At 68.7% G+C, this 20,159-nt stretch carries 18 protein-coding genes; 12 read left to right on the plus strand and 6 right to left on the minus strand.

Translation table 11 applies throughout. The annotated features are described in order from the left end of the window. Nucleotides 1-23 precede the first annotated feature (23 nt). Complete coding sequence (locus tag RIN43_RS04680; RefSeq protein WP_309127718.1) at nucleotides 24-653, minus strand: glyoxalase; 630 nt, start codon at nucleotides 651-653, stop codon at nucleotides 24-26. 105 nt (nucleotides 654-758) lie between these two features. Between RIN43_RS04680 and RIN43_RS04685 the strand changes: the two genes are divergently transcribed. From RIN43_RS04685 to RIN43_RS04695, 3 genes are read left to right on the plus strand one after another with little or no spacing between them, the layout of a single operon-like run. Beyond that, nucleotides 759-1,253 carry a DUF3817 domain-containing protein gene (locus RIN43_RS04685; protein WP_309127719.1) on the plus strand — a complete coding sequence of 165 codons (495 nt, stop codon included), beginning with the start codon at nucleotides 759-761 and terminating at the stop codon, nucleotides 1,251-1,253. Continuing rightward, a complete protein-coding gene (guaA, locus tag RIN43_RS04690; protein ID WP_309127720.1) occupies nucleotides 1,250-2,836 on the plus strand; it encodes a glutamine-hydrolyzing GMP synthase in 1,587 nt (528 codons plus the stop codon). The genes RIN43_RS04685 and guaA overlap by 4 nt, the downstream gene beginning before the upstream one ends. Before the next feature lie 5 nt (nucleotides 2,837-2,841). After that, on the plus strand, nucleotides 2,842-4,281 hold the full coding sequence (locus RIN43_RS04695; protein WP_309127721.1) for a glycosyltransferase: 1,440 nt from the start codon (nucleotides 2,842-2,844) through the stop codon (nucleotides 4,279-4,281). A gap of 39 nt (nucleotides 4,282-4,320) precedes the next feature. Here RIN43_RS04695 and RIN43_RS04700 read toward each other — a convergent pair whose 3' ends face one another. Then, on the minus strand, nucleotides 4,321-4,992 hold the full coding sequence (locus tag RIN43_RS04700; protein WP_309127722.1) for a DNA alkylation repair protein: 672 nt from the start codon (nucleotides 4,990-4,992) through the stop codon (nucleotides 4,321-4,323). Nucleotides 4,993-5,133: 141 nt separating this feature from the next. Here RIN43_RS04700 and RIN43_RS04705 point away from each other — a divergent pair, with 141 nt between their 5' ends. Together RIN43_RS04705 and RIN43_RS04710 are read left to right on the plus strand one after the other, a co-directional pair. Continuing rightward, nucleotides 5,134-5,559, plus strand: coding sequence for a YciI family protein (locus tag RIN43_RS04705; protein ID WP_309127723.1), 426 nt, complete (start codon nucleotides 5,134-5,136; stop codon nucleotides 5,557-5,559). Nucleotides 5,560-5,561: 2 nt separating this feature from the next. Further along, nucleotides 5,562-6,842 (plus strand): RNA polymerase sigma factor, encoded by a 1,281-nt coding sequence (locus RIN43_RS04710; RefSeq protein WP_309127724.1) that lies wholly within the window; start codon nucleotides 5,562-5,564, stop codon nucleotides 6,840-6,842. 65 nt (nucleotides 6,843-6,907) lie between these two features. Here RIN43_RS04710 and RIN43_RS04715 read toward each other — a convergent pair whose 3' ends face one another. Further along, a complete protein-coding gene (locus tag RIN43_RS04715; protein WP_309127725.1) occupies nucleotides 6,908-7,180 on the minus strand; it encodes a GlsB/YeaQ/YmgE family stress response membrane protein in 273 nt (90 codons plus the stop codon). Nucleotides 7,181-7,358: 178 nt separating this feature from the next. Next, entirely contained in the window at nucleotides 7,359-8,291 is a 933-nt protein-coding gene (locus RIN43_RS04720) for a Bax inhibitor-1/YccA family protein (RefSeq protein WP_309127726.1), read from the minus strand. 87 nt (nucleotides 8,292-8,378) lie between these two features. Here RIN43_RS04720 and RIN43_RS04725 point away from each other — a divergent pair, with 87 nt between their 5' ends. Together RIN43_RS04725 and RIN43_RS04730 are read left to right on the plus strand one after the other, a co-directional pair. Beyond that, nucleotides 8,379-9,365: a glycerophosphodiester phosphodiesterase family protein gene (locus RIN43_RS04725; protein ID WP_309127727.1), complete on the plus strand. Its 987-nt coding sequence runs from the start codon at nucleotides 8,379-8,381 to the stop codon at nucleotides 9,363-9,365. A gap of 109 nt (nucleotides 9,366-9,474) precedes the next feature. Then, nucleotides 9,475-12,354 carry a lamin tail domain-containing protein gene (locus RIN43_RS04730; RefSeq protein ID WP_309127728.1) on the plus strand — a complete coding sequence of 960 codons (2,880 nt, stop codon included), beginning with the start codon at nucleotides 9,475-9,477 and terminating at the stop codon, nucleotides 12,352-12,354. A gap of 48 nt (nucleotides 12,355-12,402) precedes the next feature. Here the strand turns inward: RIN43_RS04730 and RIN43_RS04735 are convergent, their stop codons facing one another. Both RIN43_RS04735 and RIN43_RS04740 read right to left on the minus strand, forming a co-directional pair. Next, on the minus strand, nucleotides 12,403-12,804 hold the full coding sequence (locus tag RIN43_RS04735) for a pyridoxamine 5'-phosphate oxidase family protein (protein ID WP_309127729.1): 402 nt from the start codon (nucleotides 12,802-12,804) through the stop codon (nucleotides 12,403-12,405). A gap of 61 nt (nucleotides 12,805-12,865) precedes the next feature. Continuing rightward, nucleotides 12,866-13,258, minus strand: a complete 393-nt coding sequence (locus tag RIN43_RS04740; RefSeq protein ID WP_309127730.1) for a YccF domain-containing protein — start codon at nucleotides 13,256-13,258, stop codon at nucleotides 12,866-12,868. A 37-nt stretch (nucleotides 13,259-13,295) separates the two neighbouring features. On the opposite strand from RIN43_RS04740, the gene RIN43_RS04745 reads away from it, so the two are divergent. The 5 genes from RIN43_RS04745 to ligD all read left to right on the plus strand — a co-directional run bounded on the left by RIN43_RS04745 (nucleotide 13,296) and on the right by ligD (nucleotide 20,159). Continuing rightward, the gene (locus RIN43_RS04745; protein WP_309127731.1) at nucleotides 13,296-14,285 is read left to right on the plus strand and encodes an ABC transporter ATP-binding protein; all 990 of its coding nucleotides are present in this window, start codon (nucleotides 13,296-13,298) and stop codon (nucleotides 14,283-14,285) included. Next, nucleotides 14,282-15,313, plus strand: a complete 1,032-nt coding sequence (locus RIN43_RS04750; protein ID WP_309127732.1) for an ABC transporter permease — start codon at nucleotides 14,282-14,284, stop codon at nucleotides 15,311-15,313. Before RIN43_RS04745 ends, RIN43_RS04750 begins: the two co-directional genes overlap by 4 nt. A gap of 52 nt (nucleotides 15,314-15,365) precedes the next feature. After that, nucleotides 15,366-17,825, plus strand: a complete 2,460-nt coding sequence (locus RIN43_RS04755; RefSeq protein WP_309127733.1) for a UvrD-helicase domain-containing protein — start codon at nucleotides 15,366-15,368, stop codon at nucleotides 17,823-17,825. 60 nt (nucleotides 17,826-17,885) lie between these two features. Continuing rightward, nucleotides 17,886-19,025 carry an SseB family protein gene (locus tag RIN43_RS04760; RefSeq protein WP_309127734.1) on the plus strand — a complete coding sequence of 380 codons (1,140 nt, stop codon included), beginning with the start codon at nucleotides 17,886-17,888 and terminating at the stop codon, nucleotides 19,023-19,025. 72 nt (nucleotides 19,026-19,097) lie between these two features. After that, nucleotides 19,098-20,159, plus strand: coding sequence for a non-homologous end-joining DNA ligase (gene ligD, locus RIN43_RS04765; protein WP_309127735.1), 1,062 nt, complete (start codon nucleotides 19,098-19,100; stop codon nucleotides 20,157-20,159).

The following is a 20,159-nucleotide window of genomic DNA, read 5'->3' on the forward strand; positions in this document are numbered from 1 at the left end:
GGAAGGTCAGCGGACGAGCCGACTCAGACTTCGGCGAGCGCATCGGCCGGCGCCCACAGGAACCCGTCGGGATCCACCTGGTGCCCGATGCTCCCATTCACCACGAGCCGGTGCGAGCCCGTACCGGCTGCGGGGACTCCCGCATCCTTGGCGAGCGACGCGTGGCGGTACAGGCCGAGACCGATCGGGCTCGAGCCCGTGTCGAACTGCACGTAGCTGCGGCCGAAGCTCTTCGCGACGGGAATGCCGTGCCCGGCGTAGAACGCCCGTGAGGCGACGACGTCCTCGGCGCCGATGAGCAGGATGATCTCATCGATCGAACGGCTCGGGGCAGCGGTGTCCTTCTTCGCGGACGTCGCGACCTTCCAGATCGCGCCGTCCGGAGCCTGGACGGTGCCGCCCACGCCCCACAGCGATCTCGTGACGGGCTTGATGACTGCCGCACCGGCCGCGACGGCGGCGTCGATGAGGGCGCGTACGTTCGCGGGCTGCGAGACCACGAGCGACAGCGTGTAGCCGCGGAAGCCGGAGGTCTCGGCGTCCGAGGTGCGGAATCGCAGGCGGTCGCCGAGGGCGAACGCCCGGTCGTAGAAGGCCTGCGCCGAGGGGATGTCGGCGACGTCGAGGGTGATGGAGTCGATTGTGTTCGTCATGGCTCCGACGCTACGGATGGCGCCACCCGGGCCGCTTCTCGATTCCTGACCGATCCCGGTTCCGGCCCGGAATCCGAGCCGAAGGCCGCCGACTAGAATGGACGCATGCCCGAACCGAAAGCCGCCAGCTTCCCGGCGATCCGTGGTGCGCTGAAGTTCTACCAGATCGCATCGATCATCACGGGAGTCATGCTGCTCCTCCTGGTCGCCGAGATGGTGCTGAAGTACACGCCGATCCACCTCGAGCTGTTCGCGGGGGGTTCCGGCGGGCTGCTCTGGTTCGCCGAGGTCGTCGAAGGCCCTGAGGGCCTGGAGTCGACCGGAGACGGCGTGAACCTCTCGCTCGGCATCCTCATCGCGCACGGCTGGTTCTACGTCGTGTACCTCTTCGCGTGCTTCCGCATGTGGAGCCTGATGCGCTGGCCGTTCCTGCGGTTCATCATGCTCGCCCTCGGCGGCGTGATCCCGCTTCTCTCCTTCTTCATGGAGACGCGCGTCGCGCGCGACGTGAAGGCCTACCTCGACTCGCGTGAGGCCGCTGTCGCGTCCACGAACGCAGCCCCGCATGCCACTACCTCTGCCACGGAAGGTGCCCGTTGACCGAACAGACCGAGACCCTGCAGCGCCCCGCGCTCGTCGTCGATTTCGGGGCGCAGTACGCCCAGCTGATCGCACGACGCGTCCGTGAGGCCGGCGTGTACAGCGAGATCGTGCCGCACACCGCCACCGCCGAGGAGATCGCGGCGAAGAACCCCGTGGCACTGATCCTGTCCGGCGGCCCGTCGTCCGTCTACGAGGACGGTGCTCCGCAGCTCGATCCGTCCGTGTTCGACCTCGGCGTGCCGACACTCGGCATCTGCTACGGCTTCCAGTACATGGCGCAGACGCTCGGCGGCGAGGTCGCACATACCGGTCTTCGCGAGTACGGCGCCACCGATGCGCACATCCCCGACAACCAGAGCTCTCTGCTTGCTGGCCAGCCCGCCGAGCAGAACGTGTGGATGAGCCACGGCGACCAGGTGGCCCGCGCACCGGAGGGCTTCGAGGTGCTCGCCACCACCGACGCCACCAAGGTGGCCGCATTCGCGAACGAGGAGCGCAAGCTGTACGGCGTGCAGTGGCACCCCGAGGTGAAGCACTCCGATCACGGCCAGGCCATCATCGAGAACTTCCTGCACAAGGGTGCGGGTCTGCCCGCCGACTGGAACAGCGACAACGTGATCGCCGAGCAGATCGAACGCATCAGGGAGCAGGTCGGTGACGCCCGCGTCATCTCCGCGCTCTCCGGAGGCGTCGACTCGGCCGTCTCCACCGCTCTCGTGCACAAGGCCATCGGCGACCAGCTCACCGCGGTCTTCGTCGACCATGGTCTGCTGCGCAAGGGCGAGCGGGAGCAGGTCGAGAAGGACTACGTCGAGTCCACCGGTGTGCGCCTGATCACCGTCGACGCCGCCGACACCTTCCTCGGACACCTGGCCGGTGTCAGCGACCCCGAGACCAAGCGCAAGATCATCGGCAGGGAGTTCATCCGGGCGTTCGAGCAGGTGCAGCGCGATCTCGTCGAAGAGGCCAAGGCCTCGGGCGGGGCTCCCGTGAAGTTCCTGGTGCAGGGAACCCTTTACCCCGACGTCGTCGAGTCCGGCGGGGGAGCGGGGACCGCGAACATCAAATCGCACCACAACGTGGGCGGGCTGCCCGACGACTTCGACTTCGAGCTGGTCGAGCCGCTTCGCGCCCTGTTCAAGGACGAGGTGCGTGCGATCGGCCGCGAACTCGGCATCCCCGAGGCCATCGTCGGTCGTCAGCCGTTCCCCGGCCCCGGGCTCGGCATCCGCATCATCGGCGAAGTCACCCGCGAGCGGCTGGAGGTGCTGCGCGAGGCCGATGCGATCGCGCGTGAGGAGCTCACGAAGGCCGGTCTCGACGAGGCCATCTGGCAGTGCCCGGTGGTGCTGCTCGCCGACGTGCGCTCGGTGGGCGTGCAGGGCGACGGCCGCACCTACGGCCACCCGATCGTGCTGCGCCCGGTCTCGAGCGAGGACGCCATGACCGCCGACTGGACCCGACTTCCGTACGATGTGCTCGCCCGCATCTCGAACCGCATCACCAACGAGGTGCGCGAGGTGAACCGGGTCGTGCTCGACGTGACCTCCAAGCCGCCGGCGACCATCGAGTGGGAGTAGACCGCATGGGTGACGCCGCGCCGGGGGAGGACTTCTTCCCCGACGCGGCGTTTCTCGTGCTGTCCACCCGGCTGATCCCCGGTCTCGACGGTGGCTACACCATCGCGACGGCGGCACGGGCCAGGCAGATGGCCGAGCGCGGTGCCGACGTGCAGGTGCTGACCTTCGACCCCGGGGACGCGAGCGCACACGCGTCGCATCGCAGCGAGTTCCGCCGTCTCGGGATGCTGCCCGACAGCATCCAGCTGCGCAATCTCTTCGACGAAGCCGCCGCCCCCGATGGCGGTGCTGCCGGCTGGTTGCGAGTCGCCGCCGCGACGACGAAGGCACCGGATGAGGACGCGAACAGACCGCTCGCCCGAAAGGATGCCGCGCACTCGACCGGCGCGGGACTCGACGTCGCGGACGCGTACCGAGAGCTGACGGATGCCGCGGGCCGGCCCTTCGCGGCCCTGCCCGTGATTCACGGGAATCCGGACTGGCATCTGAGCGCGGCTCCGGTGCGGGTGTACGACGAGCGCAGCGTGGAGGTCGGCACCCTACCCGGTTTCGGCGGCCTGTATCGCGCCTGGCTGGATCACGTCGCCGACGAGGCAGGCAGGCAGGTCGTGGTGATCTGCGAGTCGCGTCAGCTCGGCGAGCTGCTGGCGAACTGGTCGCACCCCCGGGTGCGCATCGTGCACGCGATCCACACCATGCACCTCGAGCCGCCTTACACGCCGGAAGCCGCCCTGAACCCGCTGTGGGCGCGCTGGTTCGCCATCAGCGACCGCTTCGACGCCGTGACCTGGCCGACGCGGGCGCAGCGCGACGACGTCGTGGCCCGGTTCGGCGACGACGCCGAGCACCTCGTGGTGCCGAACGGGATCCGGCTCGGTGCGGCGGACGATTCGGCCCGCGAGCCGGGTCTCGTCGTGAGCATGTCGCGTCTCGCGCCGGGCAAGCGCATCGACCACCTCGTCCGCGCGTTCCTCATGGCAGACGTTCCCGGCGCACGGCTGGAGATCTGGGGAGACGGCCCCTCGACCGGGGAGCTCGGCGAGCTGATGGATCGCCTGGCGGCCGGCGATCGGGTGCGGCTCATGGGCCGTACCGAGGACCCGGCGGCGGTCCTCCGCCGCGCTTCGCTGATGGTGACCTCGACAGCGTTCGAGGGGCAGGGCCTGTCCATCGTCGAGGCGCTCGCCGCCGGTTGCCCCGTCATCTCCTACGACGTGCGCTACGGCCCCGGTGACGTCCTCCGCCGCGGTGGGGGACTGCTCATCCCGTCGGGCGACGAGCAGGCGCTCGCCGAAGGCGTCCGCGAGGTGCTCACCGATGCCGAGCTGCGCGAACGGCTGGCCGGGGAGGCGCCTGCGGCGGCATCCGCGTGGAGTGAGGATGCCGCCATGACCGCCCTCGCAGGCGCCGTGCGCGCCGCCCTCGACGGCCCGCAGCGCCGCTGAGCGCGACGGACGGGACGGGCGCGGGCGCGGGTCCGGCCGTCAGCCCAGGTGCTTCAGGGCCTCGCGTCGCGACAGCGGGGAGAGCGGACGCCGTGCGGCGAACGTCCGCACCCAGTCGGGGTCGGACTTTCCCAATTCGCGCAGCGCCCATCCGATGGCCTTGCGGATGAAGAACTCGGAATCGTCGATGTTCGCCTCGATCGCATACTCCAGCAGCTCGCGGTCGGTCGCATCCCGCCGACCGATCTGGCAGATGATCGCCGCGCGACGGATCCAGAGGTCTTCGTCGTCCGCCCAGATCCGCATCGTCACGGCCAGCTGGGCGGGATTCGCATCGAGTAGCTCGCGCAGCCGGTGCGCCGCCTCGTCGACGAGATCCCACCAGGCACCGGTGCGGATCATCTCCTCATGCACAGGCAGAGTCGCCGGGTCTCCACGCAGCGGTCGCAGCGCCATGATCGCGAGAGCGGCGTGGCGCTCCTCTCGGAACTCGGCAGATCGCCACAGTTCGAGCGCGACCTGCTGCAGTACGTCGGCGTCGAGGACGTCCGCTGTGCACTGTCTCACCAGCGAGCGCACCTCTGGCACGCGCACCCCGAGGCACGGCATCGAGGACTTCAGATATGCCTGCAGCACGGGCGCCCGCGCAGGGTCCGCTGCCGCGCGCAGCTGCGTTCTGATGTGGGCGATGACCCGTGCGGATGCTGCCATCGCACCAGCGTAGGACGCGACGGCGCAGGGACGCGGAGAAGATCTTTCGCAAGATCTTCTCGGAGATGTCGATCTGCGGTCTTCTCGTTCGACGTCTTCAGTGAGAGGGTCGAGAGACGGCCCCTGAAGAGGAGAAGAACCATGAAGTTCATGCTGATCATGCGCGCGACCGACGAGGCTGTGAAGGCCTACGAGGAGATGCCCTTCGAGCAGGTCATCGAGGCGATGGGCAAGTACAACGAGTCGATGATGAAGGCGGGCGTGCTGCTGGCGGGCGAGGGCCTGACCGATGCGGCGGAAGGGTTCGTCGTCGACTTCAGCGCCGAGAAGCCGCTGGTCACCGACGGACCGTACGGCGAGACGAAGGAGCTGTTCAACGGCTTCTGGATCATCGAGGTCGCCACCCGCGAAGAGGCCGCCGAGTGGGCGAGCCGCGCTCCGCTCGGACCCGGTGCGTTCCTCGAGGTGCGTCGGGTGACCGAGATGGAGGACTTCCCGGCCGACAACGAGTGGATCGAGAAGGAAGCAGGCTGGCGCGAGGAGCAGGCCCAGCGCGCTCAGGGCTGACCATGCGCGACGACGATTCGACGGTGCGCCCCGCAGTGCAGGATGCCGCGGGGCGCGCCGTCGCCGCCGTCTGGCGCATCGAGTCGGCGAAGATCGTCGCCACGCTCACCAGGATGGTGGGCGACTTCGCGCTCGCCGAGGACCTCGCGCAGGACGCCCTGGCCGAAGCGCTCGAGCACTGGCCGGATGCCGGGGTTCCTCGCAATCCGGCGGCTTGGCTCACGGCGGTGGCGAAGCGGAGAGCGATCGACGCATGGCGCCGCAGGGAGCGCTACGACGAGCGGCTCGCCGTGATCGCGCATGATGTCGAGGGAGACCAGGACGAGGCGACCGCCGCTCTGCCGTGGGACCCGGATGTGATCGACGACGATGTGCTGCGGTTGATCTTCATCGCCTGTCATCCTGTGCTCTCGCGCGAGGCGCAGGTCGCCCTCACACTGAGAGTGGTCGGCGGACTCGCCAGCGAAGAGATCGCCCGCGCGTTCCTGGTTCCGGTGGCGACCGTGCAGCAGAGGATCGTGCGGGCCAAGAAGACGCTCGGCGCCGCGAAGGCGCCGTTCGAGCTTCCGCCGCGCGAGGAGTTCCGGGAGCGTCTCGGCGCCGTGCTCGGCGTGCTCTATCTCATCTTCAATGAAGCGCATACCGCGAGCGGGGGCGGCGATTGGATGCGGCCGGATCTGGGACGCGAAGCGACGAGACTGGCGCGCATCCTGGTCGGACTGGTTCCGCGGGAACCGGATGCGCTCGGATTGCTCGCGCTGATGGAACTCACTGCCGCACGCTTCCCGGCGCGTGTCGACGCCGACGGCGAACCCGTGCTGCTCGCCGATCAGGACCGCACGCGCTGGGATCGCGCTGCCATCACGCGCGGGCGGGCCGCCCTGGCGAAGGCGGATGCACTCGGGCGGGGTCGCGGCGCCTATGCCCTGCAGGCCGCCATCGCCGAGCGCCATGCCGTCGCGACATCTGTCGACGACACCGAGTGGGACCGCATCGTGGTCCTCTATGAGGCTCTCGGACGGCTGACGCCGTCACCGATCATCGAACTGAACCGGGCCGCGGCGGTGGCGATGGCGACGGGCCCGGCATCCGCGCTGCGCATCGTCGACGATCTGATCGCCCGAGGGAAGCTGAAGGGATACCACCTGCTTCCCGCCACCCGGGGCGAGCTGCTGCTGCGTCTCGGCCGCACCGAGGAGGCGCGAACGGAGTTCGCAGTGGCCGCCGGGCTCGCCGGGAACGACAGGGAACGCGCGCTGCTCGAACGGAAGGCGCGCAACTGACGGGGGAACGCGGAAAGGCAGGCCCCCGTTTGCGGGGACCTGCCTTTCTCGGTTCGGGGCGGAGATCAGGCCCTGCTGCGGTCTCCTCGGCCCACGATGAGGCCGTAAATGAGGAGGACGATGATGGATCCGCCGATCGCGAGCAGCCAGGTGCCGAGGTCGAAGAACTCCTCAAGTCCGCGGCCGAAGATCATTCCGCCGATCCAACCGCCGAGCAGTGCGCCGACGACGCCGAGCAGCAGCGTGACGATCCAGCCGCCGCCCTGCTTGCCGGGCAGGATCAGCTTGGCGATCGCGCCGGCGATGAGACCGAGAAGAAGGAATCCGAGGAAGCCCATGTGAGTCTCCGTTCTTTGTGTGTCACGGCGGGTTGCCGTGTGTGCACACAAGAATGCCCGATCCGACGTGCAGAAGTGAACCCCTTGTGGCCGCATCCCGAAATGGGCTATGAGTCTCCCCTGACGCGAAAAGGGGCCGCTCTCCGATCGAGAGCGGCCCCCTTCAGAAGAAGATCTGTCAGTCGTTGCCCCGCAGGATCGCGAGGATGCGCAGGATCTCGACGTACAGCCACACGACCGTGACCATGATGCCGAACGCACCCAGCCAGCCGTACTTGCGGGGTGCACCGTTGCGCACGCCCTGCTGGATCTGGTCGAAGTCCATCACGAGCGAGTACGCAGCCATGAAGACGACCAGGACGCCGATGATCACGCCGAGCGGGATGCCGAAGACCTCCATGCTGCGCAGACCGAACATCTGGTCCTGCGGGAGCACGTTGGTCCACATCAGGATCAGGTTCAGCACCGAGAACACCAGGTAGCCGACCATCGCGATCATGACGATCTTCGTCATCTTCGCGCTGGCCCGGACCTTGCCGCTGGCGAACAGCGCGAGGGTGACGCCGACGACGGCGAGCGTCGCGAGGGTGGCCTGCATGACGACGCCGGGCCAGATGATCTCGAAGAAGGCCGAGATGCCACCGACGAACAAGCCCTCGAACGCCGCGTAAGCCCAGATGAGCGCCGGGCGGATCTTCTTGCGCGAGGTGAAGGTGATCACCATGGCGAGCACGAATCCGCCGAGTGCGCCGACGATCCACGGCACGAAGTCGGCCTGGCCGGTGTTGTAGAAGCCGGTGGCGGTCCAGACCCAGCCGACGACGGCCGTCACCAGCAGGATGCCGAACAGACCGGCCGTCTTCCACACGGTGTCCTCGACCGACATGCGGTCGGTCTCGAGTGCACCGGCGGGCGGGGCCGCGTACATGCCCTCGAGCTGGGCGTTCGCAGCGGCATCCATGCCCGCGTGCTGGAACGAGGCGGTCTGCGCTGCGCCCGGAGCGGGCGGCGGCGCGTACTGAGGCTGGGCGGCCTGCTTGCCACCCGGGTAGGTCGCGACGTTGCGCGGGTCCTGCTGGAACGCCGGATTGTTGAATGCGAAATTGCTCATGGTGGCCTCTGCTCCCGAGGGATCGGTCAACGCTTTCTTAAACGATACCGGCGGGAGGCTATGAGCGGGGTGCTTTACGCTGTGAGCGTGCCCAGGAAATCGCCGCTCGTCATCGGGCATCGCGGTGCTCCCGGCTACCGCCCCGAGCACAGCAGGTCGTCCTACGAACTCGCGCTCGCGATGGGTGTGGACGCCGTCGAACCCGACGTCGTCGCGACCAGGGACGGCGTGCTCGTGCTGCGGCATGAGAACGAGATCTCGGGCACCACGGATGTCGCGGAGCATCCGGAGTTCGCCTCTCGCCGCACCTCGAAGAAGATCGACGGCGTCTCGCTCACCGGCTGGTTCACTGAGGACTTCACCTGGGCCGAGCTCTCCACCCTGCGCACGCGTGAGCGGCTGCCGCGGTTGCGGCGCTCCAGCGCCACTTTCGACGACGTCCAGCCGATCCTGCGGCTCAGCGACCTGCTCGAGCTGATCCGGTCGGGGTCGGACGAGTACGGCCGCGAGATCGGCATCGTGCTCGAGATCAAGCACGCGACCTATTTCGAGAGCATCGGGCTCGACCTCGTGCCGCTCATCGTGCGCGATCTGCGGCAGGGCGGCTGGGCCGGAGGCGAACTGCCCTTGGTGATCGAGGCGTTCGAGCGGACAGTGCTCGAACGCCTGAAGCGCGAGGGCATCGCGGCGTCGTACGTCTACCTGATCGAGGCATCGGGCAGGCCCTTCGACCTCGTCTACGCGATGGGCAGGGCCGCTCCCACCTACCGCTCGCAGGTCACGCCGGCGGGCTTGGATCGGCTTGCCGGTGTCGTGGACGGCGTCAGCGTCAGCAAGAGCATGCTTCTGGACGCGTCCGCGACGATCGTGACGGACGCGCACGCCCGCGGCCTGAAGGTCTTCACCTGGACGTGCCGGCCCGAGAACGCCTTCCTCGCAGCGCAGTTCCGCGCGGGCAAGGGCAAGGCGACGTTCGGCGACTACGAGGCCGAGTGGCGAACGATCGCCGACACGGGGATCGACGGCGTCTTCGTCGATCATCCCGATCTCGGCGTGGCGTTCTTCCGCGACTGACAGGGGCCCGGTCACCCCGAGTTCATCGGGCGGACACCGCCCGGCTCCCCGGCGGTAAGCCGCACCCGGTGATCTGGGTCGGACCCGTCCGATTCCACCCTGGAGCCTCATGTCCCGCATTCATCGCGGGCTCGCGACGATGGCGGTGGGCGCATTGAGCGCCACCGCCCTGCTCGCTGCGCCCACAGCCGTCCACGCCGCCGACCCTGGCGCAGCCGCCGTACTCGGCATCCGGATCAGCGAAGTCATCTCGAGCGGCGGGAGCCCCGGGGACTGGATCGAGTTCCACAACCCCACCGATCGCGAGGTCGACCTCAGCGGCTACATCGTGCAGGACGAGAGTCCGAAGAACCCGTATGCGTTTCCCGCCGGCACGATCGTCCCTCCAGGCGCGTATCTGGTGATCGACACGGCCGACGATGCCGGGCAGGGCGATTTCGAGTTCGGCCTGGGCAAGGGCGACAGCGTCCGCGTCTTCGCCCCCGGCGGTGCCGACGGCGCGAACCCGCTGCTGCAGACGACCTGGCCGGCCGACACGCACGCCCTGCCGAGCTGGGGGGTGCGCGATGTCGATGGTGTGCCGGTCTGGTCGATGACCGCCGAGTCGACGAAGGGCGGCCCGAACGTGTTCGGTGCGGAGCCGCCGCCCGCCGCCGGAGCCATCCTGATCAATGAGGTCGATTCGCAGCCGGCCGACTGGGTGGAGTTCCACAACCCGGGCGAGGTCGCTCTCGACGTCTCGGGATATGAGGTCCGCGACAACTCCGACGACCACAGCTGGCGGTTCCCGCCCGGGGCAGCGATCGAGCCTGGTGGATTCCTGGTCGTCGACGAGGCGACGCTCGGGCTCGTGGGCGGATCCGAGGCGGCGTTCCGTGAGGCGATCGGAATCGGCAGCGCGGATCGCATCAGGCTCTTCGATCCAGCCGGGACACTGATCGATGGCACCCGCCCCTGGGCCGGTCATGCCGCGATCGACGGCGATTTCGCCGCCGCCACGCTCGCCCGCTGCCCCGACGGGATCGGGGCCCTCGTGCTCGCGCACCCGACCCCGGGTGGCTCGAACTCGTGCGTGCTGCCGGATGTCTCGATCAACGAGATCGAGTCCAACGGCGACGACACCGACTGGGTCGAGGTGATCAACACCGGCACGGCCGCGGTCGACATGTCGGGCTGGTCGGTGATGGACGGTGACCCGGTCGGCCACGCCGGTGAGACGATCCCGCTCGCGCCAGGCACGATTCTCGAGCCGGGCGCGCTCTTCGTGTTCGACCAGCCCGGTGACTTCGTCTTCGGCCTGGGCGGCGGCGACACGGTCACGCTCCGCGACGCGGACGGAGCGACCGTCGACGAGTACGTCTACGCGTCTCATGCCGGCGGCGTATGGGCGCGCTGCCCTGATGGTACGGGCGAGTTCGTCGATCTCGCGGAGTCCACCAAGGGCGCGCGCAACGCCTGCGGCAACCCCGTTCGCATCAACGAGGTGGAGTCGGACGGCGGCTCGCCGGACGACTGGATCGAACTGGTGAACCCGACCTCGGAGCCGCTCGACGTCTCGGGCGTCGTGGTGAAGGACGACGACGAGGCGCATGAGTACCGCATCCCTGACGGCACCAGGATCGCATCTGGCGGTCGACTCGTCCTGGAGCGCGACCAGCTCGGCTTCGGGCTCGGCAGCGCAGACGCCGTGCGGCTGTTCGACGGGGAACGGCTCATCGACGAGACGTCCTGGGGACCCGGCCACGCGGCGAGCACTTGGGGGCGCTGCCCCGACACGACCGGTGCATTCGCGGTGACAGCTGAGTCCACGAAGGGGACGACGAACGCCTGCGCGGGGGAGACCGCCGTGTCGCCGTGGCCGGGATCGCAGCAGGTGCGCGCGCTGGACACGAGCCCGACCTTTCTCGAAGACAGCTCGGGGCTGGATGTGCAGCAGACCGCCGACGGTGCTTTCCTGTGGGGCATCGACAACGGCGAGGGCCGGCTCTGGAAGCTGAAGGCGTCGTCAGACGGCTCGGTCGAGCAGCTCGCCGGTTGGGAGCAGGGCAAGCGCATCCGCTTCCAGAAGGATGCAGGTGACCCGGGCGCCGCGGGGCCGGATACCGAGGGTGTGACGGTGGACGACGACGGCGCCGTCTACGTCGCCGCCGAGCGTGACAACAGTGCGAAGGGCGTCAATCGCAATGTCGTGCTGAAGGTGGATCCGGATGCCGCGGCGGGCGACCTGATTGCCGAGCGGGAGTGGGATCTCACCGCGCTGCTGCCCGCGGTCGGCGCGAACCTCGGCATCGAAGCCGTGGAGTGGGTGCCGGACGACGTTCTCGCCGGTGCTCTGTTCGACCAGACCAGGAACGCGGCCTATCGCCCGGCTGACCATCCCGGACACGGGGACGGGCTGTTCTTCGTCGCAGTGGAGGACGGCGGACGCGTGTACGCGTTCGCCCTCGGCTCGGACGGATCGGCGACTCTCATCGCCGAAATCGCTCCCGGACTGGCCGGCGTAATGGGTCTGGACTACGACTCGGTGCTCGATGTGCTGTGGGCGGTGTGCGACGACGGATGCCAGGGCCGGTCGGCGCAGATCACGCTGAACGGCACTGCAGCGCCTGCGATCGCGCACTTCGCACGCCCCGCCGGGATGCCGGACATCAACAACGAGGGATTCGCCACGGCGCCTGCCTCGCTGTCGCAGGACGGCACCCGACCGGTGTGGTGGTTCGCCGACGGGCTGGCTGCGGAGGCGCTGCGAGTGGGAACCCTGCCGGGTGCGAACGGTGGCGAACTGCCCGGGGGCGAGCAGCCCGGTGGTGAGGAACCGGGCGCGGATCCCGACGCCGAGGGCCCGGAGCGGCCGGCCGACGTCGAGCCCGGCGCACAGGACGGTGCGCTCGCGACGACCGGTTCCGCATCGCCGTATGCCGCGGCCTTCGCAGGCCTGCTTCTGCTGGCGCTCGGCGCGCTGGCTGTCGCCAGGCGACGCCGGGCGTGACGCCCCGCGCCTTCACCCCGTGGTCCTCCACGGGGTGAAGGCGCATGTTCATCCGGTCTGCGGTCGTCGCACCCTCCGGCCGGAGACGCGATCGGGGACGTACCGCAGCCAGAGTGTTCGTTCTCCGCCGGCCCACGGATGCACGCGCTCGGCGGCCGGCAGCGCCTCCACCTGCTCGCGGGACATGGCCTCGACGTGCCCGCTGAGCAGCACGTTCCAGGCCGCGCCGGCCAGGTCGTCGTGATGGTCGACCTCAAAGGCGACATCGGGTTCCTCAGGGAGACCGGCGAGAACACCGTCGGACCTGGTGCGCAGCAGCAGCTCCCGCCCGTGCAGTCGGTAGTTCACGGGAATGATCTCGATGCGCCCGCGATTCACGAAGCCCACCCGTCCGACCGTCGTGGTTCGCAGAAGGGCGAAGCACTCGTCCTCATCGATGATGCCGATCATGGCGTTCACCTCCACGACGACCGGGGGAGGGCCGCCGTGGGACGATCGTACCCTCGACGGCTCAGCGGGCGAAGGGGCCTGTGCGGGTGGAGACGATCTCCTTGCCGAGGGGCATGAGCGAGATGGGCACCATCTTGAAGTCGGCGATTCCCATCGGGATGCCGACGATGGTGATGCACAGCGCGATGCCGGACAGGATGTGCCCGATGGCGAGCCACCATCCGGCGAGCACGACCCAGAGCACGTTTCCGAGGAACGAACCGACGCCCGACTTGGATCTGTCGACGATCTGCCGCCCGAACGGCCAGATCGCGTAGCGCGCGATGCGGAACGAGGCGATCGCCCACGGAATGGTGACGATCGGGACGCACAGCAGGATGCCGGCGAACACGTACCCCAGGAAGAGTGCCCAGCCGGCGAAGATGACCCAGATGATGTTGAGGATCGTGCGCATGCACATGATTGTCGCACCCGTCGCCTAGGGTGAGGCCATGAGCGGAATCGTCGCGCAGGGAGTGAGGCGTTCATTCGGCGCAGTGCACGCTGTGAGGGACGCGACTTTCGAGGCGAGACCGGGGCGGGTCACAGGCCTGGTCGGGCCGAACGGCGCAGGCAAGACCACACTGCTGCTGATGCTCGCCTCACTGCTCGAACCCGATGACGGCACGATCCGCATCGGCGACGTCGACCCGGTAGCGGATCCCTCATCGGTCAGGCGGATTCTGGGATGGATGCCCGACTCGCTCGGCGCGTGGCCGTCGCTCACCGCACGCGAGAGCGTCATCACCACCGCGCGGCTGCACGACCTGAGCGCGGAGCACGCCGCCCGTCGCGCCGACGACCTGCTGCAGCTCGTCGGCCTTTCCGAACACGCGGCGTCACCAGCGCGGGTCCTCTCGCGGGGACAGAAGCAGAAGCTGGGCCTGGCGCGCGCCCTCGTGCACGGGCCCGCCGTACTGCTGCTCGACGAGCCGGCGTCCGGCCTCGACCCCGAAGCGAGAGTGCAACTGCGCCTGCTGCTGCGTCACCTCGCGGCACAGGGTACGACCGTGCTGATCTCGAGCCACGTGCTCTCGGAGCTCGAGGAGGTCATCGATGACGCCGTCTTCCTTGTCGCCGGGTCGGTGGTCGACCCTGGTGCGGGCCCTGCCGACCGCACCTATCGCGTGCGGCTGAGCTCGGCCGTCGCCGCCGTGGCGGCGGTCGCCGAAGCGCTCGGCGTGCCCCCGGAGTCCGTCGCCGACGACAGGGGCGACGCGCTGCTCCCCTTCGCCGACGAGAGCGAGGCGGTCGAGGGGCTGCGCCGACTGGTCTCGGCCGGGTTGCCCGTGCTGGAGTTCTCTCCGGCGCAGAGCGCGCTGGAGAGCGTGTTCCTCTCGCTGCAGCACCCCGCGACATCGCCGCCTCCCGCGACAGCTCCGCCGCCCGCGACAGCTCCGCCTCCGCCCCCTGTGCTCCCTGCAGAAGGAGCAGGCGCATGAGTCTCGCGCGGATCGTCACCATAGCCCGGCTCGAGCTCACCCAGCGCCTGCGCAGCGTCGGTTGGTACGTGCTGCTCGGCGTCTTCGCAGTGCTGCTGCTGGGCATCACCGGCCTCTCGTTCGCGGTGTTCTCCTTCCAGCAGGCTCCGAGCGCGGGGGTCTATTCGATCGTCGTGAACTTCGTCCTGCTGCTGGTCGTGCTCGTCTCTCCGACGCTCAGCGGCAACGCCATCAACGGCGACCGCGACGCTGCGACGCTCGCGCCGATACAGGTGACGCTCGCCACCACCGGCGACATCATGTTCGGCAAGCTCCTGGCCGCGGTCACGACCGGAACGGCCTTCCTGCTCGTCGCGCTGCCGTTCCTGGCCGTGTCGCTGCTGGGCGGCGGGGTCAGTCCTGGCATGTTCCTCGTCTCGATCCTGGTGCTGCTGGCCGAGATCGTGGTGGTCGCCACCATCGGCGTGGGGCTGAGCGGGCTGATCGCCCGCCCTCTGTTCTCCATCGCCACGACCTACCTCGCCGTCGCGGCACTCGTCATCGGCACGCTCATCGTGTTCGCCCTCGCGGGAACGGCGATCCGCACAGAGACGGTGCGCTATGAGCGTCCGTGGAACGAGCAGACCGGCGAGCCAGTGTGCGATCGGTGGGACGAGTTCGAGCAGCAGACGCCCCGGTTCGATCTTGTGTGGGGAGTGCTGGCGGCGAACCCGTTCGTCGTGCTGGCCGATGCGACCCCCGTCGAGTTCCGTGATGGCTATCCGCAGGATCTCTTCGGACAGATCAAGACCGGGGTGCGCGCTGCGCAGCATCCGCCCGTGCCCGAGCGCTGGGATCCCTGCGATCGAGGGTTCGAGTACGGCCCGGCCGAAGGGCGCACACCGGAGGACCTTGTCGAGAGCAGCGCGCCGAGCTGGTTCGTCGGGCTGGGGGTGCAGGTGCTGATCGCAGGCGGTCTGTTCGCCGCGGCCTGGGCGCGAACGCGCACTCCTGCAAGACGGCTGCCGCCGGGCACGCGCATCGCCTGACGGATCCTCGCTGGATACCGGTGTCGGTCACCGCGCCTAGACTCGTAAGGCCATGACCGACGCCCCTCTCATCGTGCCCTCGACCACCGTTCCCCACCCTTCGGACGGAGGGCGTGACGCTCTGCTCGCGGGGCTGAACCCGCAGCAGAGGGAAGCCGTCACGTTCCGCGGTCAGGCGCTGCTCATCGTGGCCGGTGCCGGTTCGGGCAAGACGAGCGTGCTCACCCGCCGCATCGCGCTGCTCCTGCGTGAACGAGAGGCCTGGCCGAGCCAGATCCTCGCCATCACCTTCACGAACAAGGCGGCCGGTGAGATGCGCGAGCGCGTCGAGGCGCTCGTCGGCGAAACGGCACGCGGCATGTGGATCTCCACGTTCCACTCCGCGTGTGTGCGCATCCTGCGCCGTGAAGCAGAGCAGTTCGGCTTCACGCGGTCATTCACGATCTATGACTCGGGCGATTCGCGAGCGCTGCTCAAGCGGCTCGTGAAGGAGCACGAGGCCGACGCCTACGGGCTCACCCCCGGAGCCGCTCAATCACGCATCTCGAAGCTGAAGAACGAGCTGACGGATGCCGAGGGCTTCGCCCGGCAGGCGAACCTGTCGGACCCTGCCGAGCGGAAGTTCGCCGACATCTTCACCGACTATCAGCGGGCGTTGCAGAAGGCGAACGCCTTCGACTTCGACGACCTGATCGTGCAGACGGTGTTCCTGTTCCGCGCGTTCCCCAAAGTCGCCGACACCTACCGTCGACGCTTCCGCCACATTCTGGTCGACGAGTATCAGGACACCAACCACGCCCAGTACGCGCTGATCCACGAGCTCACGCGACCGGTCTCGGGGTCGGCGCCGGAGCCGTATGCCTCGAACGGCATGATGATCTTCGAACCCGAGCCGCAGCCGAGCGCAGATGAGCAGTCCGCGGGTGCCTCGCTCACCGTGGTCGGCGACTCCGACCAGTCGATCTACGCCTTCCGCGGCGCCGACATCCGTAACATCAGCGAGTTCGAGCGCGACTTCCCCGGGGCCAAGGTCGTGCTGCTCGAGCAGAACTACCGGTCGACGCAGAACATCCTCTCGGCCGCGAACGCCGTGATCGGCCACAACTTCGACCGCAAGGCGAAGAACCTCTGGAGCGACAAGGGCCCCGGCGAGAAGATCGTCGGATTCACCGGCTACTCGCAGCACGACGAGGCGCAGTTCGTCGCAGATGAGGTCGACGCGCTGCGACGCGCCGGCATCCCCTACTCGGAGATGGCGGTGTTCTACCGCACCAACTCGCAATCGCGTGCGCTCGAGGAGATCTTCATCCGCTCGGCCGTGCCCTACAAGATCATGGGCGGCACCAAGTTCTACGAACGCGCCGAGATCAAGGATGCGCTCGCCTACCTCGTCGCCGTCGCCAATCCCGCCGATGAGATGGCCGTGCGCCGCATCCTCAACAAGCCTCGCCGCGGCATCGGCGACGTCACCGAGACGTCGATCGCCCGTTTCGCCGAGGAGCACGGCATCAGCTTCCGCGACGCCCTGCGCCACCCCGGTGAGCTCGGCGTAGGTCCCAAGCTGCAGACGGCGATCGCCCAGCTCGACGCGCTTCTCGATGATGCCGCAGCGATCATGCTGCCCGCCTCCGGCGAGCTGCCCTCGGCGACGTCCGTCGCCGAGGGCCTCACCCTGCTTCTCAACAAGAGCGGCTACTTCGACGCGCTGCGCGCCAGCCGCGATCCTCAGGACGAAGCACGCCTCGAGAACCTCGACGAGTTCATCGCCGTCACGCGGGATTTCGCACGCAACAACCCCGACGGCACCATCGTCGACTTCCTCACCGAGGTGGCACTGGTGTCGGACGCCGATGACCTCGACGACGAGTCCGGCACCGTCTCCTTGATGACCATGCACACCGCCAAGGGGCTCGAGTACGACGCGGTGTTCGTCACCGGTGTCGAAGAGGACCTCATCCCGCACCGCATTTCGGCCGGTGAGCCGGGCGGCCCGCAGGAGGAGCGGAGGCTGTTCTACGTCGGCATCACCCGTGCGCGTAAGCGCCTGCACCTGTCCCTCGCGATGACGCGGGCGCAGTTCGGTGAGGTGTCGGTGGCGATGCCAAGCCGCTTCCTGCAGGAGATCCCCGCCGACCTGATCGACTGGCGCCAGTCGCCGGGCGACGTGAACTCGCGCGGCGGCATGCAGTCGCGCGCATTGAACGCGCGCCCCGGCGGACGCGATCGATTCGGCGGAGGCGACCGCTTCGGAGTCAGCCCGCTGCCCAAGCGTGACCAGCTCAAGCCGTTGTCCACGGCGATGGATCGTTTCCCGAACAAGGTCACAGGGAAGGTTCGCGACAACGGCGACCTCGAGCTGGCCGCCGGCGACCGCATCCGCCACGACGACTTCGGTGAAGGTCGTATTGAGGCCGTCACGGGCGAGGGCGCGAAGCGCATCGCGCATGTGCGCTTCGACAGCGCTGGGCAGAAGAAGCTGCTGATCAAGATCGCGCCCATCACGAAACTCTGAGCAGACGTCCCGTCCGGCACCGGACGGATCGCGCGCCGAGGCGGGGTTAGGCTGGCAGATATGGCCCTCTTCTCACGCCGCAAGAAGTCCGTCGACACCCAGGACGCAGGTCTGCCGGTCGATCAGGAGCACGCGGAGGATGCGGCCGACCAGTCCGTCGCGGAGCCGGAGGCGTCCATCGAGCCGGCACCGAGCGTCGGCATCTCGGTGCAGGCCTTTCGCGGCGTGGGCGCGGAGGCCGGCCCCGAGATGAGCCTGCCTGCGGAGCCCTCCCAGGTCGAGCCGCCGCGCGCTGCGAAGAGGACGTCGAGTGCGTCAGCGGGGCCCGCGGCCGTGCCGGCGACCCCGGCGGCAGCCCCCCGGCTTCCGCTCGCACCGGCGCTGCCGCCCGAGCAGACCCACTCGGTCGACGGGCTCGACGACAACGTGCTGCTGCGTGAGGCGCTGGCGCAGCTGGAGGACGGCGCGACCAACGAGCAGCTGCTCGGCGTGATGCGGCAGTCGCTGCAAGGGCATCTGTACCTGCGGGTGCACGGCGACGCACGCGAGCAGCTCACCGCCGGCAAGCCGCTGTCCGTCGGCGTCATTCGTGACGGCGATCGCTCGTTCATGCTCGCCTACACCTCGGGGGCGGCGTTGCGTGCCTCGGTGCAGGGTGAGGAAGACGCTGCGGCGACCTCGGCCATCGCGCAACCGGTCGCCTCGGTGTACCGCCAGGTGGTCTCGGGCGGCTTCACCGGCATCATCATCGACAACAGCTCCGCTCCGCACCGCGCGGTGTTCCCCACCGAGCTGCTGCAGCGGGCACTGGAGCAGGGCGACGACGATACGCAGCTCAAGTCGCTCCTCGCGGCGCCGCGCGATGAGACGACGCCCGCCCGCGTTGCCGAGGTGCTCGCGAAGAAGCGCACGTGGGTCGCGGTGAACGACGGCGGAAGCGGCCAGCCGATCGGCATCGCCGAGGCGCGCAGCGCCGACGGACGCCGGTTCCTGCAGGTGTTCTCGCACCCGCTCGAGGTCGTCGTCCTCGGCCGCAAGGACAAGCCGATGCCCTTCCCGCCCGAGCAGCTCGGCAAGGTTCTCAGTCAGCATCCCGACATCGCGGGGGTGCTGATCGACGTGGCCGGCCCCTCGCTCGCGGTCGAGCGCGACGCTCTCGCGCCGGTCATGGTGCTGGCCGTCGATCTCGACGCGGAGTAGTTCTCCGGCCCGGTGAGCATCAGGCCGCCGCACCACTACCGGGACGAAGGCGCGACCGCCTAAGGTCGGATCATGGCCTCTGAGCGCGTGACCGTGACCGTCGCCGACCCCGAAGGAGATCGCGAAGTCGATCTGTCGAGCCCGAACCGGGCCGTCTGGCCCGATGCCGAAGGCGGGCCCATCACCAAAGCGGAACTGGCGGAGTACGTGCAGCTCGTGGCCGGCCCCTTTCTGAACGCGAACGGCAACCGCCCCGTCTCACTCCAGCGCTTCCGCGACGGCATCGGCGGGGAGGAGTTCTTCTCGAAGAACCCCCCAAAGGGCACGCCCGACTATGTCGACGCCGTCACCGTGACGTACAACAGCGGCAGACGTCACCCGCAGATCGTGCTCAACCGGCCGAGCGCTATCGTCTGGGCCGTGCAGATGAACACTGTCGTGTTCCATCCGTGGTCGTCGCTCGCCACCGACACCGACAACCCCGTCGAGCTGCGCATCGACCTCGACCCTCAGCCTGGCACCGACTTCGCCGACGCGGTCGTCGCCGCCCACGGGCTGCGCGAGGTGCTGCGCGAGGCGGGGCTCGAGCCGTTCATCAAGACCAGCGGTAACCGCGGGCTGCACGTGTTCTGCCCCATTGAGCCCGAACACGAGTTCCTCGACGTCCGTCACGCCGTGATCGCCGCCGGGCGAGAACTGGAACGGCGCATGCCGGATCAGGTGACGACGAACTGGTGGAAGGAGGAGCGCGGGAAGAGGATCTTCGTCGACTTCAATCAGGCGAACCGCGACCGCACGATGGCGGGCGCGTACAGCCCGCGCGCACTACCGAACGCCACCGTGGCGACACCGCTGCTGTGGGACGAGCTCGACGACGTGGATCCGGCGGCCTTCACGGTGCGCAGCATCCCGCAGCGTCTCGCCGACATCGGCGACCCGTGGGCCGAGATCCAGTCGGCACCGGGCCGGATCGACACCCTGCTGGAGTGGTGGGAGCGAGACCTTGGAAACGGGCTCGGAGAGATGCCGTTTCCGCCGGAGTTCCCCAAGATGCCGGGCGAGCCTCCGCGCGTGCAGCCCAGCAAGAAGGTCGCGGCCAACTGGGACGAAGAGGGCAACCGCGTCGAGGAATGA

It is taken from the genome of Microbacterium sp. (genome assembly GCF_031178445.1).
Taxonomy (GTDB): domain Bacteria; phylum Actinomycetota; class Actinomycetes; order Actinomycetales; family Microbacteriaceae; genus Microbacterium.

Coding starts and splice junctions, on each gene's coding strand:
- RIN43_RS04680 (WP_309127718.1), bottom strand. CDS start 653: ATGACGAACACAATCGACTCCATCACCCTCGACGTCGCCGACATCCCC.
- RIN43_RS04685 (WP_309127719.1), top strand. CDS start 759: ATGCCCGAACCGAAAGCCGCCAGCTTCCCGGCGATCCGTGGTGCGCTG.
- RIN43_RS04695 (WP_309127721.1), top strand. CDS start 2,842: ATGGGTGACGCCGCGCCGGGGGAGGACTTCTTCCCCGACGCGGCGTTT.
- RIN43_RS04700 (WP_309127722.1), bottom strand. CDS start 4,992: ATGGCAGCATCCGCACGGGTCATCGCCCACATCAGAACGCAGCTGCGC.
- RIN43_RS04705 (WP_309127723.1), top strand. CDS start 5,134: ATGAAGTTCATGCTGATCATGCGCGCGACCGACGAGGCTGTGAAGGCC.
- RIN43_RS04710 (WP_309127724.1), top strand. CDS start 5,562: ATGCGCGACGACGATTCGACGGTGCGCCCCGCAGTGCAGGATGCCGCG.
- RIN43_RS04715 (WP_309127725.1), bottom strand. CDS start 7,180: ATGGGCTTCCTCGGATTCCTTCTTCTCGGTCTCATCGCCGGCGCGATC.
- RIN43_RS04720 (WP_309127726.1), bottom strand. CDS start 8,291: ATGAGCAATTTCGCATTCAACAATCCGGCGTTCCAGCAGGACCCGCGC.
- RIN43_RS04730 (WP_309127728.1), top strand. CDS start 9,475: ATGTCCCGCATTCATCGCGGGCTCGCGACGATGGCGGTGGGCGCATTG.
- RIN43_RS04735 (WP_309127729.1), bottom strand. CDS start 12,804: ATGATCGGCATCATCGATGAGGACGAGTGCTTCGCCCTTCTGCGAACC.
- RIN43_RS04740 (WP_309127730.1), bottom strand. CDS start 13,258: ATGCGCACGATCCTCAACATCATCTGGGTCATCTTCGCCGGCTGGGCA.
- RIN43_RS04745 (WP_309127731.1), top strand. CDS start 13,296: ATGAGCGGAATCGTCGCGCAGGGAGTGAGGCGTTCATTCGGCGCAGTG.
- RIN43_RS04750 (WP_309127732.1), top strand. CDS start 14,282: ATGAGTCTCGCGCGGATCGTCACCATAGCCCGGCTCGAGCTCACCCAG.
- RIN43_RS04755 (WP_309127733.1), top strand. CDS start 15,366: ATGACCGACGCCCCTCTCATCGTGCCCTCGACCACCGTTCCCCACCCT.
- RIN43_RS04760 (WP_309127734.1), top strand. CDS start 17,886: ATGGCCCTCTTCTCACGCCGCAAGAAGTCCGTCGACACCCAGGACGCA.
- ligD (WP_309127735.1), top strand. CDS start 19,098: ATGGCCTCTGAGCGCGTGACCGTGACCGTCGCCGACCCCGAAGGAGAT.